The sequence below is a fragment of the Pseudoalteromonas sp. OANN1 genome, assembly GCF_024124685.1.
Lineage (GTDB): Bacteria > Pseudomonadota > Gammaproteobacteria > Enterobacterales > Alteromonadaceae > Pseudoalteromonas > Pseudoalteromonas piscicida.
In genome coordinates this window covers 1-18,123 of record NZ_JAMXSE010000021.1, presented here as the reverse complement: position 1 = coordinate 18,123, position 18,123 = coordinate 1, and the positions used below count along the sequence as shown (strand labels likewise).

The window sequence follows — 18,123 nt, the reverse complement described above, 5'->3', positions numbered from 1 at the left end:
ACAAATTAGGAATCTTTTGATGAAAGTAGGCATTATCGGCGCAATGGAGCAAGAAGTTACCATTTTGCGTAACACCATGGAAAACCCGCAAACATTGACCAAAGGTGGCTTTACTTTTTATACCGGCAAACTGGCTGGTCTTGATGTAACGCTTGTACAGTCTGGCATTGGTAAAGTGGCAGCAACAGTTGCGACAACTTTGCTGATCGACAACTTTACGCCAGATTGCGTGATCAACACGGGTTCTGCAGGTGGTTTTGAACCATCACTAAACGTCGGCGATGTGGTTATTTCAAATGAAGTACGTCATCACGATGTTGATGTTACTGCATTTGGCTATGAAATTGGTCAAGTTCCACAAATGCCTGCTGCGTTCACTTCGCATGCAAAATTAGTTGAAGCTGCAGAGCAAAGCGTACATGAACTTGAAGGCATTCAAACTATGGTTGGTTTGATCTGTACGGGTGACTCATTTATGTGCGACCCAGTACGCATCGACAAGGCGCGTGCAGACTTCCCTACGATGTTAGCAGTCGAAATGGAAGGTGCGGCAATTGCGCAGGCTTGTCATTCTTTAAACACGCCATTTGTTGTGATCCGCTCGCTATCTGATATCGCCGGCAAAGAATCACCGCAATCATTCGAAGAGTATCTAGAAGTCGCTTCTGTAAACTCTTCTAAGATGGTGATGGCACTACTTAATAAGCTGGATAAGGTTACGCTTTAGTGCTCGACAGCTTGCTTCAGGCCCATGAGGGCCTGATCATTTTCTTACTGGCGATTTTTGCCAGCCTAGGGGTAAGGTTATCAACACTTTATCACCCTAATCTTATTCTTAGCCTTGTTTTTAAAGCCATTGCCGAAAGAGTTTATCGCCCCAAAGCGGCTTCTAGTTATCAACTTTTATCCGGCACACTCGGCTTCCTCCTACCAATATTAACTATCACTGTATTAACTCATGCGATTATTAGCTTTGCTTTTTATCCTAATTGGCTCGGTGGGCTGGTGTTGTTTTTATGCTTAGATATTAGCCATGAAAGCCGTGCTAAGCGTATTTCCGCATTGATAAAATCAAAGCAAAAAGTAACCGCAAGAGCCGTGTTGCAAGGAATGGTAGCAAGAGATGTAGAGAAGCTAACAGAGCTTGGTATTTGTAAAGCCGCCATAGATAGCACCGCATTAAATACCTTGCGCCATTTTTTTGTCATTGCTTTACTGTATCTAGCAGCAGGTCCCTATCTCGCGCTATTTTATAAACTATTACTACTGTGTGACCACGCTTGGCGGCAAGTAATGCTCCCCTCAAGCCGTTTTATGGCAAGTCTTTCCCGCATGATTTGGCTCGTTGAGTTTGTGCCTATTCGATTATTAATTACCTGCTTTTCGTTGCTACTTAGACCAAAGCAAACTTGGCACTACATTAAATACTACGGCCGTCACTTTAGCCAAACGAATACTGGATGGGCACTGAGCTTTTTTGCAGCAAATTTACATACACAACTCGCAGGGCCGCGTTTTTATTTTGGTGAACGTTTTGACGTGATGCGGGTAGGTGCAAAAACGCAACCCTCATCTGAACATATTCAGCATTTACTCGGACTACTCAACCAAATGCGCTGGCTATTTATTGCCACTTCCGCCTTACTACTTGTAATTATTAATTTTCTCAGGCTGATGGCTTAGGATACTTAGAAAAATAAGCTCTCCCACTTAGCCAAAAACAAAAAACCCAGCACAAGGCTGGGTTTTTAAAAGCTCAGAAAAACTTACTTTTTCTTCACTGCTTTTTTATTTGGAAGGTCAGTGATTGAACCTTCGAAGATTTCAGCAGCTAGACCGATTGACTCGTTCAGCGTTGGGTGAGCGTGGATAGTAAGCGCTAGGTCTTCACCGTCAGCACCCATCTCTACTGCTAGACCGATTTCACCAAGCATTTCACCTGCATTGATACCAACCATAGCACCACCGATCACACGGCCTGACTCTTTATCAAAGATAAGCTTAGTAGAACCTTCAGTACGTGCAGAAGCGATTGCACGACCAGAAGCAGCCCACGGGAATACCGCAGTTTCAATGCTTAGACCTTGCTCTTTTGCTTCTTTCTCAGTCACACCAACCCAAGCGATTTCTGGATCTGTATATGCAATTGAAGGAATACACTTAGGATCGAAGTAATGCTTCTTACCAGAGATAACTTCAGCAGCAACGTGACCTTCATGAACCGCTTTGTGTGCAAGCATAGGTTGACCTACGATGTCACCGATAGCGAAGATGTGATCAACGTTGGTTTTCATTTGCTTGTCAGTGCTGATAAAGCCACGCTCATCAACATTTACGCCCGCTTTGTCAGCGTCGATTAGCTTACCATTTGGTGTACGACCAACAGCAACTAGTACTTTGTCATAACGAACTTGGCCTTCTGGTGCTTGCTTGCCTTCGAAAGATACGTAGATACCGTCTTCTTTCGCTTCAACAGCAACAACTTTAGTAGAAAGCATTACGTTAAACTTGTCTTTAACGTACTTTTGGTAAATCTTGATAACGTCTTTGTCTGCCGCTGGTACTAGTTGATCAGCAAACTCAACTACGTCAATCGCTGAACCTAGTGAACGGTAAACAGTACCCATCTCGAGACCGATGATACCACCACCTAGTACAAGTAGCTTTTCAGGCACATCTTTAAGCTCAAGTGCACCTGTAGAGTCGATGATACGCTCGTCTTCAGGAATGAAAGGTAGGCTTACAGGCTGAGAACCCGCTGCAATGATTGCGTTTTCAAAGGTCACTGTTTTCGCACCATCAGCACCTTCAACTGCGATAGTGTTAGAACCTGTGAACTTACCGTAGCCATTAACTACAGTTACTTTACGCATCTTAGCCATTCCGCCAAGACCACCAGTAAGTTGACCGATAACAGACTCTTTCCATGAACGGATTTTGTCTAGATCAATTTGTGGAGCACCGAAAGAAACACCGTGAGAAGCCATTTCAGCTGCATCGTCAATTACCTTTGCAACGTGAAGAAGGGCTTTTGAAGGGATACAACCAACGTTCAAGCACACACCACCTAGCGTGTCGCGAGATTCGATTAGTGTAACGTCTAAACCTAAGTCTGCTGCACGGAATGCTGCAGAGTAACCACCAGGACCACCGCCTAGTACAACAACTTGAGTTTTGATTTCGTTGCTCATGTTATTACCTTAACTGTTATTTGAACGGGTTTACTCGTCGAGAGTAGCCGACCCAAAGTGCCTGCCAAACACCCGATTCGGGGCACAGGGCAGAGAGAGTTATTATTGCTCGAAAGTGTATCATTCACACTCTCTGTTGTCCCGCCTAATTATCAAGCGGAACAATAAAATACAAGAAAACCGCATCACCTAAATCATGCGGTTTCTATTCTTACATTACTAGCTGGCGAATATCGCTTAGGTAGTTTGCAAGTGTCACAGTAAAGCGAGCTGCTAGCGCGCCGTCAATGACACGATGGTCGTATGAACAGCTTAGCGGCACCATTAGGCGCGGCTCAAACTCTTTACCATTCCATTTCGGTTTGAAGTCTGACTTAGAAACACCCAAAATCGCAACTTCAGGAGCATTAACGATTGGCGTAAACGCCGTACCGCCGATACCGCCTAGGCTTGAAATAGTGAAACAGCCGCCCTGCATATCAGCAGACGTCAGTTTACCATCACGTGCTTTCTTGGAAATTTCCATCAACTCACGTGATATCTCAATGATGCCTTTCTTGTTCACGTCGCGAACAACAGGAACCACTAGACCATTTGGTGTATCAACCGCGATACCGATGTGAACATATTTCTTCAAGATTAAGCTCTCACCATCTTCAGATAGTGAAGAGTTAAATGTTGGGAACTCTTCAAGTGCTTTTGCAGCCGCTTTCATCACGAATACTAATGGCGTGATCTTCACACCCATTTTCTTCTTCTCAGCTAGCACGTTCTGTTCTTTACGGAACGCTTCAAGCTCTGTGATATCTGCTTCGTCAAACTGCGTAACATGTGGGATTTGTACCCAGTTACGGTGAAGGTTTGCACCCGATAGCTTGTTGATGCGAGAAAGTTTCTTCTCTTCAATTTCACCAAACTTGCTGAAATCTACTTTTGGCCAAGGAATAAGACCAAGCTCACCGCCGCCAGTGTTGCCACCTTTTGCGATTTGACCAGACTCAACTTGCTTAACCAGCTCTTTCACGTAGTTTTGTACGTCTTCTTTTAGTACACGATTTTTACGACCTGTACCTTTAACGCGAGCTAGGTTAACTCCAAACTCACGCGCTAAACGACGTACCACAGGTGATGCGTGGGCATACTGATCATTGGCCACAAAGTCATCTTTTTGTGCAGAAGCTTTTGGTGCTTCAGCTTTTGCCGCGGGAGCCGCTGATTGAGCTGGTTTTGCTTCAGTTTTAGCTGCTGCCTGAGGTGCAGGTGCCGCGCCTTTCACTTCGAATACGAAGATTAAAGAGCCCGTTGATACTTTGTCGCCCGCATTGACTTTGATCTCTTTAATCGTACCTGCAAACGGTGCTGGTACTTCCATTGAGGCTTTGTCGCCTTCAACCGTGATAAGAGATTGTTCGTCTTCAACGCTGTCGCCAACAGCAACCATGATTTCAGTGACTTCAACTTCGTCGCCACCGATATCTGGTACATGCACTTCTTTTTCAGCTGATGCAGCTGGTGCTTGCTCTTCAGCTGGCGCTTCTGCAGCTTCAGTAGTCGCAGGCGCATCACCGCTACCTGCCACTTCGAAGATGAAGATCAATGAACCGGTTGACACTTTGTCACCTGCGTTGATTTTCACTTCTTTAATAGTACCTGCAAATGGTGCTGGTACTTCCATTGAAGCCTTGTCGCCTTCAACCGTGATAAGCGATTGCTCTTCTTCAACAACATCGCCCGCAGCTACTAAGATTTCAGTTACTTCAACTTCATCGCCACCAATATCTGGTACGTGAACTTCTTTCACTTCTGTCTTGCCTGAGGCGCTTGCTTCTGGCTTAGCTTCTTCTGCTGGTTGCTCTGCCGGTGCTTCTTCACCTGCCGCTTCAAAAACCATAATCAAAGAGCCAGTCGATACTTTATCGCCTTCCGCTATTTTGATTTCTTTAACTGTACCCGCCACTGAGGCAGGTACTTCCATTGATGCTTTGTCGCCTTCAACAGTGATAAGCGATTGCTCTTCTGCAACCGTGTCACCTACGCTTACTAGGATCTCGGTTACTTCAACCTCATCGGCACCAATATCTGGAACATGAATTTCGATTGCCATCACTCGTCCTCTTATGCGTAAAGTGGGTTAGTTTTGGTGGTGTCGATATCAAATTTCTTGATAGCGTCAGTCACTACTGATTTTTCAACTTTGCCTTGCTTAACTAGCTCGCCAAGTGCAGCAACTACCACGTAACCGGCGTTCACTTCAAAGTGACGACGTAGGTTTTCACGGCTGTCTGAACGACCGTAGCCGTCTGTGCCAAGTACTTTGTAAGATGCACTTGGCATAAATGCACGTACTTGATCAGCATAGTTTTTCATGTAATCCGTAGCAGCAATTGCTGGCGCATCACCAAGCACGCTGGTGATGTAAGCTACTTTTTGCTCTGCTTCTGGGTTAAGCATGTTGAAACGCTCTGCATCTTGACCGTCACGAGCAAGCTCGTTAAATGACGTTACAGAGAATACGTCTGAACCGATACCGTAATCGTCGCTTAGAATTTGCGCCGCTTTACGTACTTCGTTCAGGATAGTACCCGAGCCCATTAGCTGAACCTGTGCTTTGTCGCCAGTGTAGCTTTCAAGCTTGTAAATACCCTTACGAATACCTTCTTCAGCGCCTTCAGGCATTGCTGGCATATGGTAGTTTTCGTTCATTAGCGTTAGGTAGTAGAACACGTTCTCTTGCTCTGGACCGTACATACGACGGATACCATCTTGCAGAATAACCGCTACTTCAAATGCAAACGTTGGGTCGTAAGAAATACAGTTAGGCACTGTACCTGCTTGAATGTGTGAGTGACCGTCTTCGTGCTGTAGACCTTCACCATTTAGCGTTGTACGACCGGCAGTTGCCCCTAATAGGAAGCCACGCGCTTGTTGGTCGCCCGCCATCCACGCCATATCACCTACACGTTGGAAACCAAACATTGAGTAGTAGATATAGAACGGGATCATTGGTAGGTCGTTGGTGCTGTATGACGTTGCTGCTGCAACCCATGAAGACATCGCACCTAGCTCATTGATACCTTCTTGTAGTACCTGACCTGACGTTGCTTCTTTATAGTAAGAAACGATATCGCGGTCTTCTGGGCTGTAGTTTTGGCCGTGCGGGTTGTAAATACCGATTTGACGGAATAAACCTTCCATACCAAAAGTACGCGCTTCATCAGCAATAATTGGAACAACGCTCTTACCGATATTCTTGTCTTTTAACAAGATATTAAGTGCACGAACGTATGCCATTGTGGTTGAGATATCACGCTTTTGTTCTTCTAGAAGCGGTTTAAATGCATCTAGCTCAGGTAGCGTAAGCGTTTCTGTGAAGTTAGGTAAACGCTTAGGTGTATAACCGTGAAGCGCGTTACGGCGAGCATGTAGATATTCGTGCTCTTTTGACCCTTCTTCTAGCGTCAAGTAAGGTAGCTCTTGTAATTGCTCATCAGATACCAAGTCATCTAGGCCTAGACGTGAACGTAGGTGTGCTACGTGTGTCATGTCCATTTTCTTAACTTGGTGAGCAATGTTTTTGCCTTCAGCCGCAGCGCCCATGCCGTAACCTTTAACGGTTTTAGCTAAGATCACAGTTGGACGACCTTTGGTGTCTTGTGCCGCTTTAAATGCAGCAAATAGCTTAGATGGCTCATGACCACCGCGCTTCAACGCGAAGATTTCGTCGTCAGTCATATCAGCAACAAGCGCTGCTGTTTCTGGGTAACGACCGAAGAAGTGCTCACGTACGAAGGCACCATCTTTTGCTTTGTAAGTTTGGTAATCACCGTCAACTGTTTCATTCATCAGTTGCAGCAATTTACCCGTAGTATCTTTGGCAAGTAGCTTATCCCAACCAGAACCCCAAACGACTTTGATCACGTTCCAACCAGCACCTTTAAATAGGCCTTCTAGTTCTTGGATGATCTTACCGTTACCCATTACTGGGCCGTCAAGACGCTGTAGGTTACAGTTGATTAGGTAGCATAGGTTGTCTAGCTTTTCACGGGCAGCAAATGAAATCGCACCACGTGATTCTGGCTCATCCATTTCACCATCACCAAGGAAGGCGTAAACGCGTTGCTCAGACGTATCTTTTAGACCACGGCCATCTAGGTACTTAAGGAAACGCGCTTGGTAGATAGACGCAATTGGACCTAGACCCATAGAAACCGTTGGGAACTGCCAGAATTCAGGCATTAACTTAGGGTGTGGGTATGAAGAAATACCGTTACCGTCTACTTCCTGACGGAAGTTATCTAGCTGCTCAGCGCTTAGGCGGCCTTCAACAAATGCACGAGCATAAATGCCCGGAGAGATGTGACCTTGGTAATACACTAAGTCACCACCGTCTTTCTCGTTTGGTGCACGGAAGAAGTGGTTGAAACACATTTCATAGAATGCAGCTGACGACTGGTAAGAGGCCATATGCCCGCCCAGCTCAAGATCTTTCTTCGAAGCACGAAGTACGATCATGATCGCATTCCAACGGATGATAGAGCGAATACGACGCTCAAGGTTCACATCCCCTGGATACGCAGGTTCTTGATCTGCTGGGATTGTGTTGACATAGTTAGTCGTAGTGCCTGTTGGCATATCTACGCCATCAAGACGCGCTTGCTCTAATACTTGCTCTAACAAGAACTGAGCGCGCTCTACGCCTTCTTCTTTTACTACCGACTCAAGCGCCTGTAACCATTCTTGGGTTTCTAGCGCGTCTACGTCAATTTTATTGACTTCAGACATATGGAGTGTTCCTTATGTTTAAAATACGAATTTATTCTATTTGTGCCAATTCTTACTGAATCAAGTCCGATTACTGCTGTTTTGTTCTACGCAGTGAACGTTCTATTCGCGAACGCTCTTTACCGGCTTCTAATAACGCTTCTTCGATAAAGGCTAAGTGGGCGTTACTAGCAAGTCTTGCTTGTTCAGGGTTACCATTGATCACCGCATCTAATAACAACTTTCTGTGCTCACCGAGCTGCTCACTCACATCTGATTTTTGCACCAAGACCGTTAAGTTTTGCAACACGTTTTGCTCAAGCAGTGACTGCATCCCTTTTACAAGATGAAGCAGGACGACGTTATGTGACGCTTCTGCAACGGCAAAGTGAAAAGCATTAATTGCCCTTGCCTTTTGCATCAGGTCATCACCTATCTCTGCAATATTGTCAAAGCTTTGTTGTACCTTTGCAAAGTCATTCTCTGTGCCCCTGAGTGCCGCATAGTAGGCGGCGATGCCTTCTAATGCATGACGAAACTCAAGTAAATCGAACTGAGATTCTGGATGCTTACTGATCAAGTCGAATAACGGATCAGTCAGCCCTTCTTCTAGCTGATTCTTAACATACGTGCCACCACCTTGCCGACGGGTAACAAGCCCCTTAGCTTCCAATTTCTGGATAGCCTCACGAAGTGATGGACGCGACACTTCAAACTGCTTAGCTAGTTCACGCTCAGGCGGCAACTTTGCACCGGGTAATAACGAGCCCTCGAGGATCATATTCTCAAGCTGTTCTAGTATTACGTCGGATAATTTTGCTGCTTTAATCTTTAAAGACATTGAAATAACGCCAATTTTTTATGATGTGACCTAGCCAGACCGCTGACTTATTTTAATCAATTTGGTAAGAATTAACTTCATAGGTAAATTGGTCATACCAAATTTGCACAATACGTTATCAAAATCCATGACAACTGTCAAAATTCAGCCCAATTCAATAATTAGCTGAGTGTAAAAACAACAGTTGGCGTGCATAAACTTTAACCAAGAATCGGGCAAATTTAAAAGGCGATTTAAATGGTCAGACCAGGTAGACATATACCATTAAACGCTAAATCAAGCTGCCGGAAAGGCGGTTTGGATAAGGCAAGTCTTAATCTAAAGCAGCCAATGACGATTCAAGATAGTCTTTACGATTGTTGGCTGTAAAGCATGCTCTAAAATCCCACTGAATACACTATTAGGCTTTACGTGTAATAACATTCTTTATGCTTTATAACCGTCAAAATAGCCAACAGGCTATGCAAAACATTAAAAACAAATTTAGATTCTAACTTATGAATGATTTCGCAACGGATCAGGACATTATTTGGTTTTAGCAAAACCAAAAAGCAATCAATCGGTAAACACACGAGAGCAGCGAGCACGATACTGAGCAACATAGTCTTCATCCGCCCATAGTTTTTTAAGCCCTTCGTTATACAACTCGACATATTCACTATGATGTTTATTGATTAGCAAATAGCCTTTTTGAATAAAAGCTGGGATCGCTTGCGCCACTAATAACTCCGCCTCTTCAGCTGGCAGTTCCTGCTGATAGGACTTCGCCGATTTTTCGTCCATAATCATAATATCCGCACGGTTTCGTAGGATCAGTGCCACATTTTTACTGGTATACGTGGCATATGAGGTTTTGATTCCAAGCGTCTCTACCGCTTCTAGCAGAGAAGTCGGATAAGTTAACCCTTGATTGAGCAACAATCTAAATGGCTTAAGATCTGCGTAACTCGTATAGGTAAACGCTAAATCTCGATGGTGATAAAAGCGTGCCGTTTCTTCAGTGAGTGGGTATTGAGTGTAAATATAGTCTTTGCTCCTTTGCTCACTGTAATACCAATAAGCACTACCAATATAAGCCGCCTTCATTCCCTCTTGATAGGCGCGCTCCCAAGGCATAAATAAAAATCGGACTTTTATATCAGAGAGCGCAAAGACATCTCGGATCACAGCAGCCACACAGCCTTGATCTTGTTTCGCTTGATCTAAGTACGGCGGCCATTGCCCCGTCGTAATATTCACCTGAGTATCAAGCGCGCTCGCACTCCCACCCACACAACACAGTAAAATCAACGGCCAAACTACTTTCATCTGTATGCTCTGTTATTTTTTCAAAAAGTATAGGCAACGAATTAGATTATGGGTACATTGTTGTAGAAAAAAGAATGGCAAATAATGCAAACGATGCGCTATGACACACTAAAGTAGATGTTATTTGATGCCATGGGAGTAGGCCGATAATCAAATTACCCATTGCCAAGTTTACCGATAATCGAGTATAACCAGAGTCTCTGGGCATGTATTACACAAGGATATTACTTTGGTTTGGCGGGTCTTTGTCCTACTACTTATCATCACAATGATATTGTTTGCGCTTTATTTTATCTATCCAAGTGCAGCAGCAAACTCGATGAGGTCTATCAAACCTTTATTGACTGAATTAGGCATACAGCTAGACACCCATACAGAAAAACGTTTAAGTCAGCCAGACACCACTCCTCACCTAACGGTTGCACCACCAAAAGTAACAAAACAACAGCTACCTGAAGTACCAGAAAAAGCCTTTTATAACCTAAACGGGCACAGTGATATTGTTAATATGTTCAGCGGCATCTCAACACCTACCTGCGGAGCACTAAAGCGCGAAGTATCTTCCTTGCAAACACAATTCAGCGACATTGAAAATTTTCAACTTAATCTAACGGGTGAACCCGTGAGCCCTTATGTTGAGTATCAGGCGCAGCAAACCCTCAACGTGGTGTATATGATGTTTAAGCACTTTTTTAACCAGTTAGCACACAAAGAAGCCTTATCCCCCATCCAATTGAACATGCATATTGCCGCCAATGACACTGACTACAATGAGTTAATCCTCTCTCGCGATGCAGAGCCCGCTGGCACCTTGGGCATGTACTTTTTGTTTCAAAACCAAGGCTTTATCAATGGCGGTCGCACGGAAGAAGAAACGCTAAGAACGCTCATTCACGAGTCCGTGCACGCCCTCGTTTTTTACTATTTCGGCGTAACCCCTCGATGGGTAACGGAAGGCTTAGCCGAGTATTTTGAGCACCTAAGAATTACCGAAACAGCTCAATTTTCAGTTTACCTCTCTGACGAAGATTGGTTAACGAAAGAAGGGATTTTAAAATCGCGCTTTACTAAGCTTGATATTAACACCCTATTCAATAGCGAAAATCAGTGGCAAACCATGCAAAGTGCCACCTTATATGCCAATAGTTATCTGTTTACCGGATTTATGGTCGAGCACAACAGCAACGCTTTTTTCGAGTATTTACGACAAGAAAGCAGCAACCCGTGCAATATTGTACCTGCACAAAACATCGAGCAGCTCTTTCGTAATTTTAATGAAAATGTCGAATCACAATTTGAGGGATGGCGTAACACACCTCGCCAAATTCAACATGGCGCATGGCAATAGCCCCGAGAATGAGCGCAGGTTATATAAAACCCCGACTAGACCCCTATCACAATATATCTGAAAACGCATTTATGCGTATCGAGTTCATTTTTTGCAAAAATGCGCTCGCTAAATACAAATGCGAATTGAAAAAATAGATTACATAAACTTATGTATTCAACTCCAGCCAAAACTCTAGAAACATAGAGACCACTGGGGTAAAGTTAATGTTTATAACATAATACTGAAGTCAAACACTATTGAGCTGAACCAGCAACGGCTAAAAGAGTACCTTAATGACATCTAATCAGCTAAATAAAGTAAGTAAATTTCTAAGTTTTGTACTTCGTCACAAGCCCGATGCCATTGGATTGGAATTAGATCAATATGGTTGGGCTAACATTAATGAGTTAATAAGTAAGGCGTATACCTCAAATGGTTTAAGTAATTTATCATTTGATCTAATCCAACAAGTTGTAGAAACTAACGAAAAAAACGATTCATAATTTCTGACGATTATTTACGCATACGAGCAAATCAAGGTCACTCTGTTGATGTTGATTTGCAGCTAAGGCAGATGGAACCTCCTGAATTTTTGTACCACGGCTCAGCTACACGTTTTTTGGATAACATATTGGCTCAGGGCTTGATCCCCCAAGAACGCCTGTATGTTCACCTTTCGTCGAATATTGATACCGCAAAAGCAGCAGGACAACGATACGGAAAACCTATAATTCTCAAAATAAAAGCCCGAGCTATGTACGAATCAGGTTTTAAATTTTATCTCTCTGAAAATGAAGTTTGGTTGACTAAGCAAGTACCCGCGGAACTAATATGCATTTAAAGGTTAACCTTTTTAGCGCAATTAATAAGAGTTAAACACTCACCAGAATCTTTTGGAAGATGCTCAATATTTGTCAACCCGACTTGGTCTACGATAGCGGTGACAATACCAATATTATCTCCTCTAAACCATTCAGCAACTTGACCTTGGTTCAAAGAATTTTTATCACTGAAGCCAAAGACTAACCTTTCTGATTCATCTCCACCAAACGAGTTATCCCAGTAATAAATACCAGTATCAAAAATTTCAGGGTTACTTTGATAATTCCAAGATTGTAGCAGTGCCTCAATGCGAATGTTTGAGGCGAGCCATTTACCATGCCATTTAGCATAGGCTTTTGCCTCTTCACTATAGATATCCGTTGCATAATCAGACTTATCTATACCAAAAGGGCGAGATGTAAGTATATCATCAACTTGTAAAAACGAGTCATCTCTAACTGTGTACTTTACTAAACGCTGGAACACATGGTATTGCCAGTAGAATACTGGGTGTATTGACAGCCAACCTATAACTCCTTTTCCAAAACCTAACGGGTTAGTAGTTTTGACCATAAAGACTAACTCATAAGGATCAAACCATAACTCTCCAGCTTCTGCACTACTAGGTGGTATCTCGCTTACATAGCAAACCCCTCCTCCAAGCAGATCTACTTCAAGAGAAATATTTGTTCCTGCTTCGAAGTAGGCTTTAAGTGCCTTTTGGTGATGAACCATTCCGTATGCATTAAGTGCGTCACATAATTCCCTTTTCATTTTTAGGCCGTTTGATTCTAAATATGAGCAATAGGTATCACATAATTTAATTAGGTGCTCTGCTTTACTACTTACCATTATAGACGTTTATCCTTTTTAATTGATTGATATATTTTGCCCATTCATTCTCATTTTTAAATTTGAAAACTGGTGGTGACGAGCTCCCGGTAATTGGAAAGTATCCAATTTTTTGCTGTTGTTGTATGTTGTAGTGGTCAACTAATTCCAGACAGTGAATTAAGTATTTCTTCTGCTACTGCTGGAGCTTGCATATCATTATGGCTATGTGGCCTTGAGCGAACAAAAGACGGTCGTCAATGTTACCTTCATCCTACAAAGTGGGCGTTCAGTCAACTCGTTTCTGCCCCAAAATGAGTCTAGTCGAGTGTCGCAAATGAGCGAATAGAAGATCTCTGGTCTTTATATTGAGAAGCACTGCAATTGAACATTTACTATGATTCCATTGCTCAGCTTTTTGTCGCATTGGCGACGGCAACCAAAGAGGGGCTGCCGCTTACCCTTCTCTGGACTCTCCCAGCGCCCCTAAAATTATGTTTATTTTCAGGCGTGATAAAAGGGTGAAAGGGTGTCGCCTGTTAGGTTTTTTTCAATGTTGCAAGAGACGACTCCATTTTTCCGATAAGCTGCAAGAGACGACCCCACTTTCACTTTCAGGTAATCTATTCGCCGCTAACTTTAAGCGCTTGCTGATAAAAGACCCACTGCTGTTCAATGATTTCACGGAAGACTTTGTCTTGTTCTATAGGATGGATATCTAAATCCTCAAGCGTTCCTTGGTACAAGGTTTCACCACCATCCACTTCTGCGCGTAAAGCCTTCGCTAACACCTGCTCGGATCCTTCAAGTTGACCTAATAACGCTAAGGCGTATGCCTTGTTGCCAATACAGATACCAGAGGCATGTTCGCGAATCGCCAATTCAAATTTTTCTAAGGCTTGATTGAGGAGTATGTTAGCACCGTCAAACTCACTTTTCTGAATCAGTGGCTTACTCTGGCATAGCAAGGTAAACCCAACTTGATTAAGAGCCATCGCAACCTGCTCTCGCAAAGCCGGCGTTTGGTCGTCACCAACGTAAGCGATTAAGTCATTGTAGGTTTGGATTGCTTGTTCGGACTGATTTAGCTGGTCTTGCGTAACACCTTTGTTGACCATAGCCTTCACAACCTGCTCTCGCAAAGCCGGCGTTTGGTCGTCACCAACGTAAGCAATTAAGTCATTATAGGTTTGGATTGCTTGCTCAGACTGATTTAGCTGGCCTTGCGTAACGCCTTTGTTGAGCATGGCCTTCACAACCGACTCTTGCAAAGCCGGCGTTTGGTCGTCACCAACGTAAGCGATTAAGTCATCGTAGGTTTGGATGGCTTGCTCAGACTGATTTTGCTTGCCTTGGGCTAGGCCTTTAGCAAATAACGCTCTGCTGGCGAAATCTTTCAAGCTTGGATCAGTATTAGATCCGATATAACCCACCACCTTTTCAAAAGCTAAAAGTGCAGATCCGTAGTTTTTGTCATTAAAATCTTCTCGTGCTTTATCAAAAATAGTTTGCACATGAATAAGCTTTCCTTGGATTTCTTGTTGCCCGTGGAGCTCGTCAAACTTAGTCGAATACTTTTTTAGCTCGTCTTTGAAATTTTGTTCTTGTGCTTCAAGAAGACACTGACTTTCTGATTTGATGTATTTCTGCGCTTCTTTTTGTGCTTCTGCAACCGCACGTTTTTTAGCCGTAAAGCCTAACAAGATAGCCGCAACTGTAATGATAGCGCCAAAAACAGTCAGAATGAGACCCCACATATTGGTATTCCAACTAACGTCGCCAATCCTACGGTCATAAGATGCCAGTTCTTTAGCTTGGTTTTCAGTCTGTGCGGTTAGCTTTTCTTTCATTTCAACAAGCTGAACTTGCAGCCTATTTAGCTCTGCCTCGACATTTTTTAAATCGCTCCTGCTTACATTCTGTAACTGTAACGTCGCTTCAAGTTTTGCGCTTTTCGCTTGCAGCTCAATAAGCTGACCAATCAGCCAAGTTTGATCTACTACTGCTTGAGATTTTACAGCGGCTTGATTAGCTGCATCAGAAGCAAAACATGTTGAAGGGCTAAGCAATCCGATAGAGAACGTCAAAAATAAAATTAGATAGCGCAAAACGAGCATCCTTGTCCGACTACTGATACATTGGAAAAAGCGTTAAACGCGCAAAATACGCTGCCTCAATATACGGTAGTTAGGTTTATTTAAGTCATTGAATTATATAGTTGGTGTGTTGACTAAAACAAGCAGTTTTTAGTCCCTAAAAAACCAATAGGTAATCATGGGGTCACACATTAACGCGGTAAGTTGGGCTTTCTTATCATCATTGTCGGGAGGCGTGTTTCCGCTACTTACCCGACCAACGTAGTTTAAAAAGTAGCATTAAAGATCTGCTTCTGGCACTGAGCCGTCCTTTCGGCTCAAACTCATTTCTGTCCAAATACGAGTTTGTCCGCTATTCGCTCTTGTAGGCCATTAATCAGTTGCGAACTGTCAGATTTGATTAAGCCTTAACAATCAAACCTGTGTTCAATTTAAAAGACTTAAAAAGGTGCTATTGGTTATGGGGTAATTGGTTAAATAGCGTAACGATATCAACCATAACACGCTTCTCTCCAAAGTCTGTTAAGAAAGCCGCGTCCCGTGGCTTTTACTTTGCTAGGTCAAAGTTCGTCTTCATTTTCTTCTAGGATAGCTAAGAACTCATGGAAATTTGAGCTAATATGCCTTATTGCTTTATCTCCATCTTCAAGTTGCGAAGAGATAATAAATATAACTTCAGGCTCAGTTATTTTATGGCGAAAGTCAAAAGCGATTAGATTTGAGTCAAAAGTTATAGCAAAAGGTACTATTTTATCCGATAGAAACTCACCTATTTCTTCTCTTTGATCTGAAATACTATAAATTTCGAAATCATCATTTACTAAATTTTGGCAGTGAAGGAAATGTGCGATTGAACAAAGTCCTTTTCCTACTTCAAAAGATGAATAAACAGGCTTATCTCCAAAGTATAATTCCATGAAGTTCAAAAACTCTATCGGAAATTTAATCTGAAGTTCTAACTCAAACTCCTTTAGGTAGCTTGGATTATAAGTCGGCTTATTTTCTTTCCACAAATATGGTTCACATTTAAACATAATTAATATCCTCCTCCCCAAATAGACATACCACCTGTATGTCTAAAGGTATCATGTGTAGTTCTGTCAATAAGCTGCATTCTGCCAGTGTCTGATGATGCTATGTCAAACCATCTGAAGGATTTTGTTTATGATAGTGTCGCTTTTAGTTTTATATCACTTTGGATAACGCAGCAATGACTACGACGTCATCGGCAATCTCCAGCTTTTAAGTGAATTATGGTGCTAGTACATCGTCATTATTGATAATCGATTATTTGCCCGATCATTTACTCCAAATGTAGCCAGTTTAAAAAGGACTGATCTGACTACAATATTCTATTCTTAGTCATTTAAAAGGAAAGGAAAGACTTATCTTCGTCTATTTTCGAGGCATGATCAGTTGCTTCATCTTCATCCGGCTGTAGCGCTTGAAAAAATGAAGATAGGTTCGTAGAAACCTCATAAAATTCCTGTTCGCTTTCACCACTTTCATGATCCCAGCAGTAGACTTTGAGATCTCTTTTTCCCAAACAAAGTTGATCGCCACCACAAGAGGAGCCAAAAATAAAATAGCCTTTTTGCTCAAGTTCTTCGTACATGGCATTTTTCTGGAGTATATTGTTATCTTGATTATCAATACCATAAAGAATTTCCACCGACTGATAGCCATCATGATCAGTCAGTGGGGTAGCTTGATTAGGCTTAATTTTTGCACCTGAATCAAAAATAACTGATGAATTAAATAGTGAATAAAGTTCCTTTAGTTCATCTGGTATTTCGAACTTAAATCTATTTTCAAGCTCATTGATATCAATAACTTCATCGCTGCATTCATGCAAAGGCATGGCTCCAAGAGAGTCAAGAACATTCTTAATCATAACTTACTTTCCTTTTCTTAAATCAGAAGCTGATCCTATATGAGGTATATTACCATGCAATTTCGTAGGTATAAGCTGGATTATTGTAGCACTAGCGTGGTGTGGAGTTAAATCTAGCTTACTCAGCAATTGCCTAGCGGCATTTTTACTTTTCAGGCCTTTTTGATCAGCTATATATTTGTATACTTGACCAAAGTCTTGCCGTGTACCATTTAATTCATTTGGTGCGAACGCAATTTGGCCCTTAGACCATGGTGTAAAGTCAGGCCTACCATTTTTAAATGTGATTGGCTGACCACCAGTAATTTCATTTACTTCTTTGAGTGTTGATTGCCACGTACCATCACCGGGCACACCTGTAGCCCACTTACCATTTTTTCTTGGTAGACGAGATACTAGTGTTTTGGGCTTGTTTCCAGCCCCCAGCAACTCATTCCCTTTTGGCGGCTCCAATTCATCGGCTTTGGCTTTGGTGGGCTTGTCGGTGACGCCTCGAATTGGTGATTGGCCTTGATATTCATCCAGTGCTTTATTAACTCGCTGTCCGATTTCTTGGGCGGCTTGTTGCATATGCTGGTCGATTTTGGGGGTGACGTCGTCTAGGCGTTTTACCGTGGCTTGCATGCCTTCGATGGCGGCGTCTGGAAGTAGTAGGTCGTAGTGCCAACTGGTAGACATGTCGTCGAGTGAATCGCGCAGGCCTTTGACGATGTTTTTAACTTCCGTGGCGGATTGTTTTCCTAGGTCTTGCCAGTTGATGTCTCTTAGGTATTTAACTGGGTCGCCTTTACTGACTTTTCTTTGGGTAAAAAGCCGCAGTACGGCAAGCGCAGCACAGAGAGACTCTCCAGTATTTTTCAAGATAACCTTACCCACGCCTTTGACTGCTGAGCCCACAACTGGCACTAAACCAATACCTGTTAGGGTAAAGGCAAGCCAAGCGTCGGTGTCGTTGGCTTCATCATCGTCGGTTAGTAACATGACATTGGCGGTGATATCTCGTAAATCCATGACTTGGTCGATAATCGGTATCATGGAAATCGAGGGGC

At 42.9% G+C, this 18,123-nt stretch carries 13 protein-coding genes and 2 pseudogenes; 4 read left to right on the top strand and 11 right to left on the bottom strand.

Features of this window, described 5'->3' with window-relative positions:
* The first annotated feature begins 19 nt into the window (after window positions 1–19).
* A complete protein-coding gene (mtnN, locus tag NH462_RS16520) occupies window positions 20–727 on the top strand; it encodes a 5'-methylthioadenosine/S-adenosylhomocysteine nucleosidase (RefSeq protein WP_253106708.1) in 708 nt (235 codons plus the stop codon).
* Entirely contained in the window at window positions 727–1,683 is a 957-nt protein-coding gene (locus NH462_RS16515; protein ID WP_253106706.1) for a cobalamin biosynthesis protein, read from the top strand. Before mtnN ends, NH462_RS16515 begins: the two co-directional genes overlap by 1 nt.
* Before the next feature lie 83 nt (window positions 1,684–1,766).
* Here NH462_RS16515 and lpdA read toward each other — a convergent pair whose 3' ends face one another.
* From lpdA to NH462_RS16490, 5 genes are all read right to left on the bottom strand, one after another.
* A complete protein-coding gene (gene lpdA / locus NH462_RS16510; protein WP_010370334.1) occupies window positions 1,767–3,191 on the bottom strand; it encodes a dihydrolipoyl dehydrogenase in 1,425 nt (474 codons plus the stop codon).
* A gap of 211 nt (window positions 3,192–3,402) precedes the next feature.
* A complete protein-coding gene (gene aceF, locus NH462_RS16505; protein WP_253106704.1) occupies window positions 3,403–5,295 on the bottom strand; it encodes a pyruvate dehydrogenase complex dihydrolipoyllysine-residue acetyltransferase in 1,893 nt (630 codons plus the stop codon).
* Between the two features lie 11 nt (window positions 5,296–5,306).
* Entirely contained in the window at window positions 5,307–7,973 is a 2,667-nt protein-coding gene (aceE, locus tag NH462_RS16500; protein ID WP_010370326.1) for a pyruvate dehydrogenase (acetyl-transferring), homodimeric type, read from the bottom strand.
* A gap of 70 nt (window positions 7,974–8,043) precedes the next feature.
* Window positions 8,044–8,793, bottom strand: a complete 750-nt coding sequence (gene pdhR / locus NH462_RS16495) for a pyruvate dehydrogenase complex transcriptional repressor PdhR (protein WP_010370324.1) — start codon at window positions 8,791–8,793, stop codon at window positions 8,044–8,046.
* A 555-nt stretch (window positions 8,794–9,348) separates the two neighbouring features.
* Entirely contained in the window at window positions 9,349–10,101 is a 753-nt protein-coding gene (locus NH462_RS16490; RefSeq protein ID WP_253106702.1) for a transporter substrate-binding domain-containing protein, read from the bottom strand.
* 319 nt (window positions 10,102–10,420) lie between these two features.
* On the opposite strand from NH462_RS16490, the gene NH462_RS16485 reads away from it, so the two are divergent.
* Window positions 10,421–11,449: a DUF1570 domain-containing protein gene (locus NH462_RS16485; protein ID WP_253106700.1), complete on the top strand. Its 1,029-nt coding sequence runs from the start codon at window positions 10,421–10,423 to the stop codon at window positions 11,447–11,449.
* Between the two features lie 275 nt (window positions 11,450–11,724).
* A pseudogene (locus NH462_RS23055) lies at window positions 11,725–12,272 on the top strand (RNA 2'-phosphotransferase).
* Here the strand turns inward: NH462_RS23055 and NH462_RS16475 are convergent.
* The 6 genes and pseudogenes from NH462_RS16475 to NH462_RS23045 all read right to left on the bottom strand — a co-directional run.
* Entirely contained in the window at window positions 12,269–13,105 is an 837-nt protein-coding gene (locus NH462_RS16475) for a formylglycine-generating enzyme family protein (protein WP_253106696.1), read from the bottom strand. The pseudogene NH462_RS23055 and the gene NH462_RS16475 overlap by 4 nt on opposite strands.
* A gap of 602 nt (window positions 13,106–13,707) precedes the next feature.
* Window positions 13,708–15,192: a tetratricopeptide repeat protein gene (locus NH462_RS16470; protein ID WP_253106694.1), complete on the bottom strand. Its 1,485-nt coding sequence runs from the start codon at window positions 15,190–15,192 to the stop codon at window positions 13,708–13,710.
* Between the two features lie 548 nt (window positions 15,193–15,740).
* Entirely contained in the window at window positions 15,741–16,214 is a 474-nt protein-coding gene (locus NH462_RS16465) for an SMI1/KNR4 family protein (RefSeq protein WP_253106693.1), read from the bottom strand.
* Between the two features lie 2 nt (window positions 16,215–16,216).
* Window positions 16,217–16,318, bottom strand: coding sequence for an HNH endonuclease (locus tag NH462_RS23050; RefSeq protein WP_366033993.1), 102 nt, complete (start codon window positions 16,316–16,318; stop codon window positions 16,217–16,219).
* 228 nt (window positions 16,319–16,546) lie between these two features.
* Window positions 16,547–17,074 (bottom strand): SMI1/KNR4 family protein, encoded by a 528-nt coding sequence (locus NH462_RS16460; protein ID WP_069023626.1) that lies wholly within the window; start codon window positions 17,072–17,074, stop codon window positions 16,547–16,549.
* Between the two features lie 426 nt (window positions 17,075–17,500).
* Window positions 17,501–17,752, bottom strand: a pseudogene (locus NH462_RS23045) (HNH endonuclease); the annotation flags it as partial.
* Window positions 17,753–18,123 lie beyond the last annotated feature (371 nt).

Coding starts and splice junctions, on each gene's coding strand:
- lpdA (WP_010370334.1), bottom strand. CDS start 3,191: ATGAGCAACGAAATCAAAACTCAAGTTGTTGTACTAGGCGGTGGTCCT.
- aceE (WP_010370326.1), bottom strand. CDS start 7,973: ATGTCTGAAGTCAATAAAATTGACGTAGACGCGCTAGAAACCCAAGAA.
- mtnN (WP_253106708.1), top strand. CDS start 20: ATGAAAGTAGGCATTATCGGCGCAATGGAGCAAGAAGTTACCATTTTG.
- NH462_RS16465 (WP_253106693.1), bottom strand. CDS start 16,214: ATGTTTAAATGTGAACCATATTTGTGGAAAGAAAATAAGCCGACTTAT.
- aceF (WP_253106704.1), bottom strand. CDS start 5,295: ATGGCAATCGAAATTCATGTTCCAGATATTGGTGCCGATGAGGTTGAA.
- NH462_RS16460 (WP_069023626.1), bottom strand. CDS start 17,074: ATGATTAAGAATGTTCTTGACTCTCTTGGAGCCATGCCTTTGCATGAA.
- NH462_RS16485 (WP_253106700.1), top strand. CDS start 10,421: ATGAGGTCTATCAAACCTTTATTGACTGAATTAGGCATACAGCTAGAC.
- pdhR (WP_010370324.1), bottom strand. CDS start 8,793: ATGTCTTTAAAGATTAAAGCAGCAAAATTATCCGACGTAATACTAGAA.
- NH462_RS16475 (WP_253106696.1), bottom strand. CDS start 13,105: ATGGTAAGTAGTAAAGCAGAGCACCTAATTAAATTATGTGATACCTAT.
- NH462_RS16490 (WP_253106702.1), bottom strand. CDS start 10,101: ATGAAAGTAGTTTGGCCGTTGATTTTACTGTGTTGTGTGGGTGGGAGT.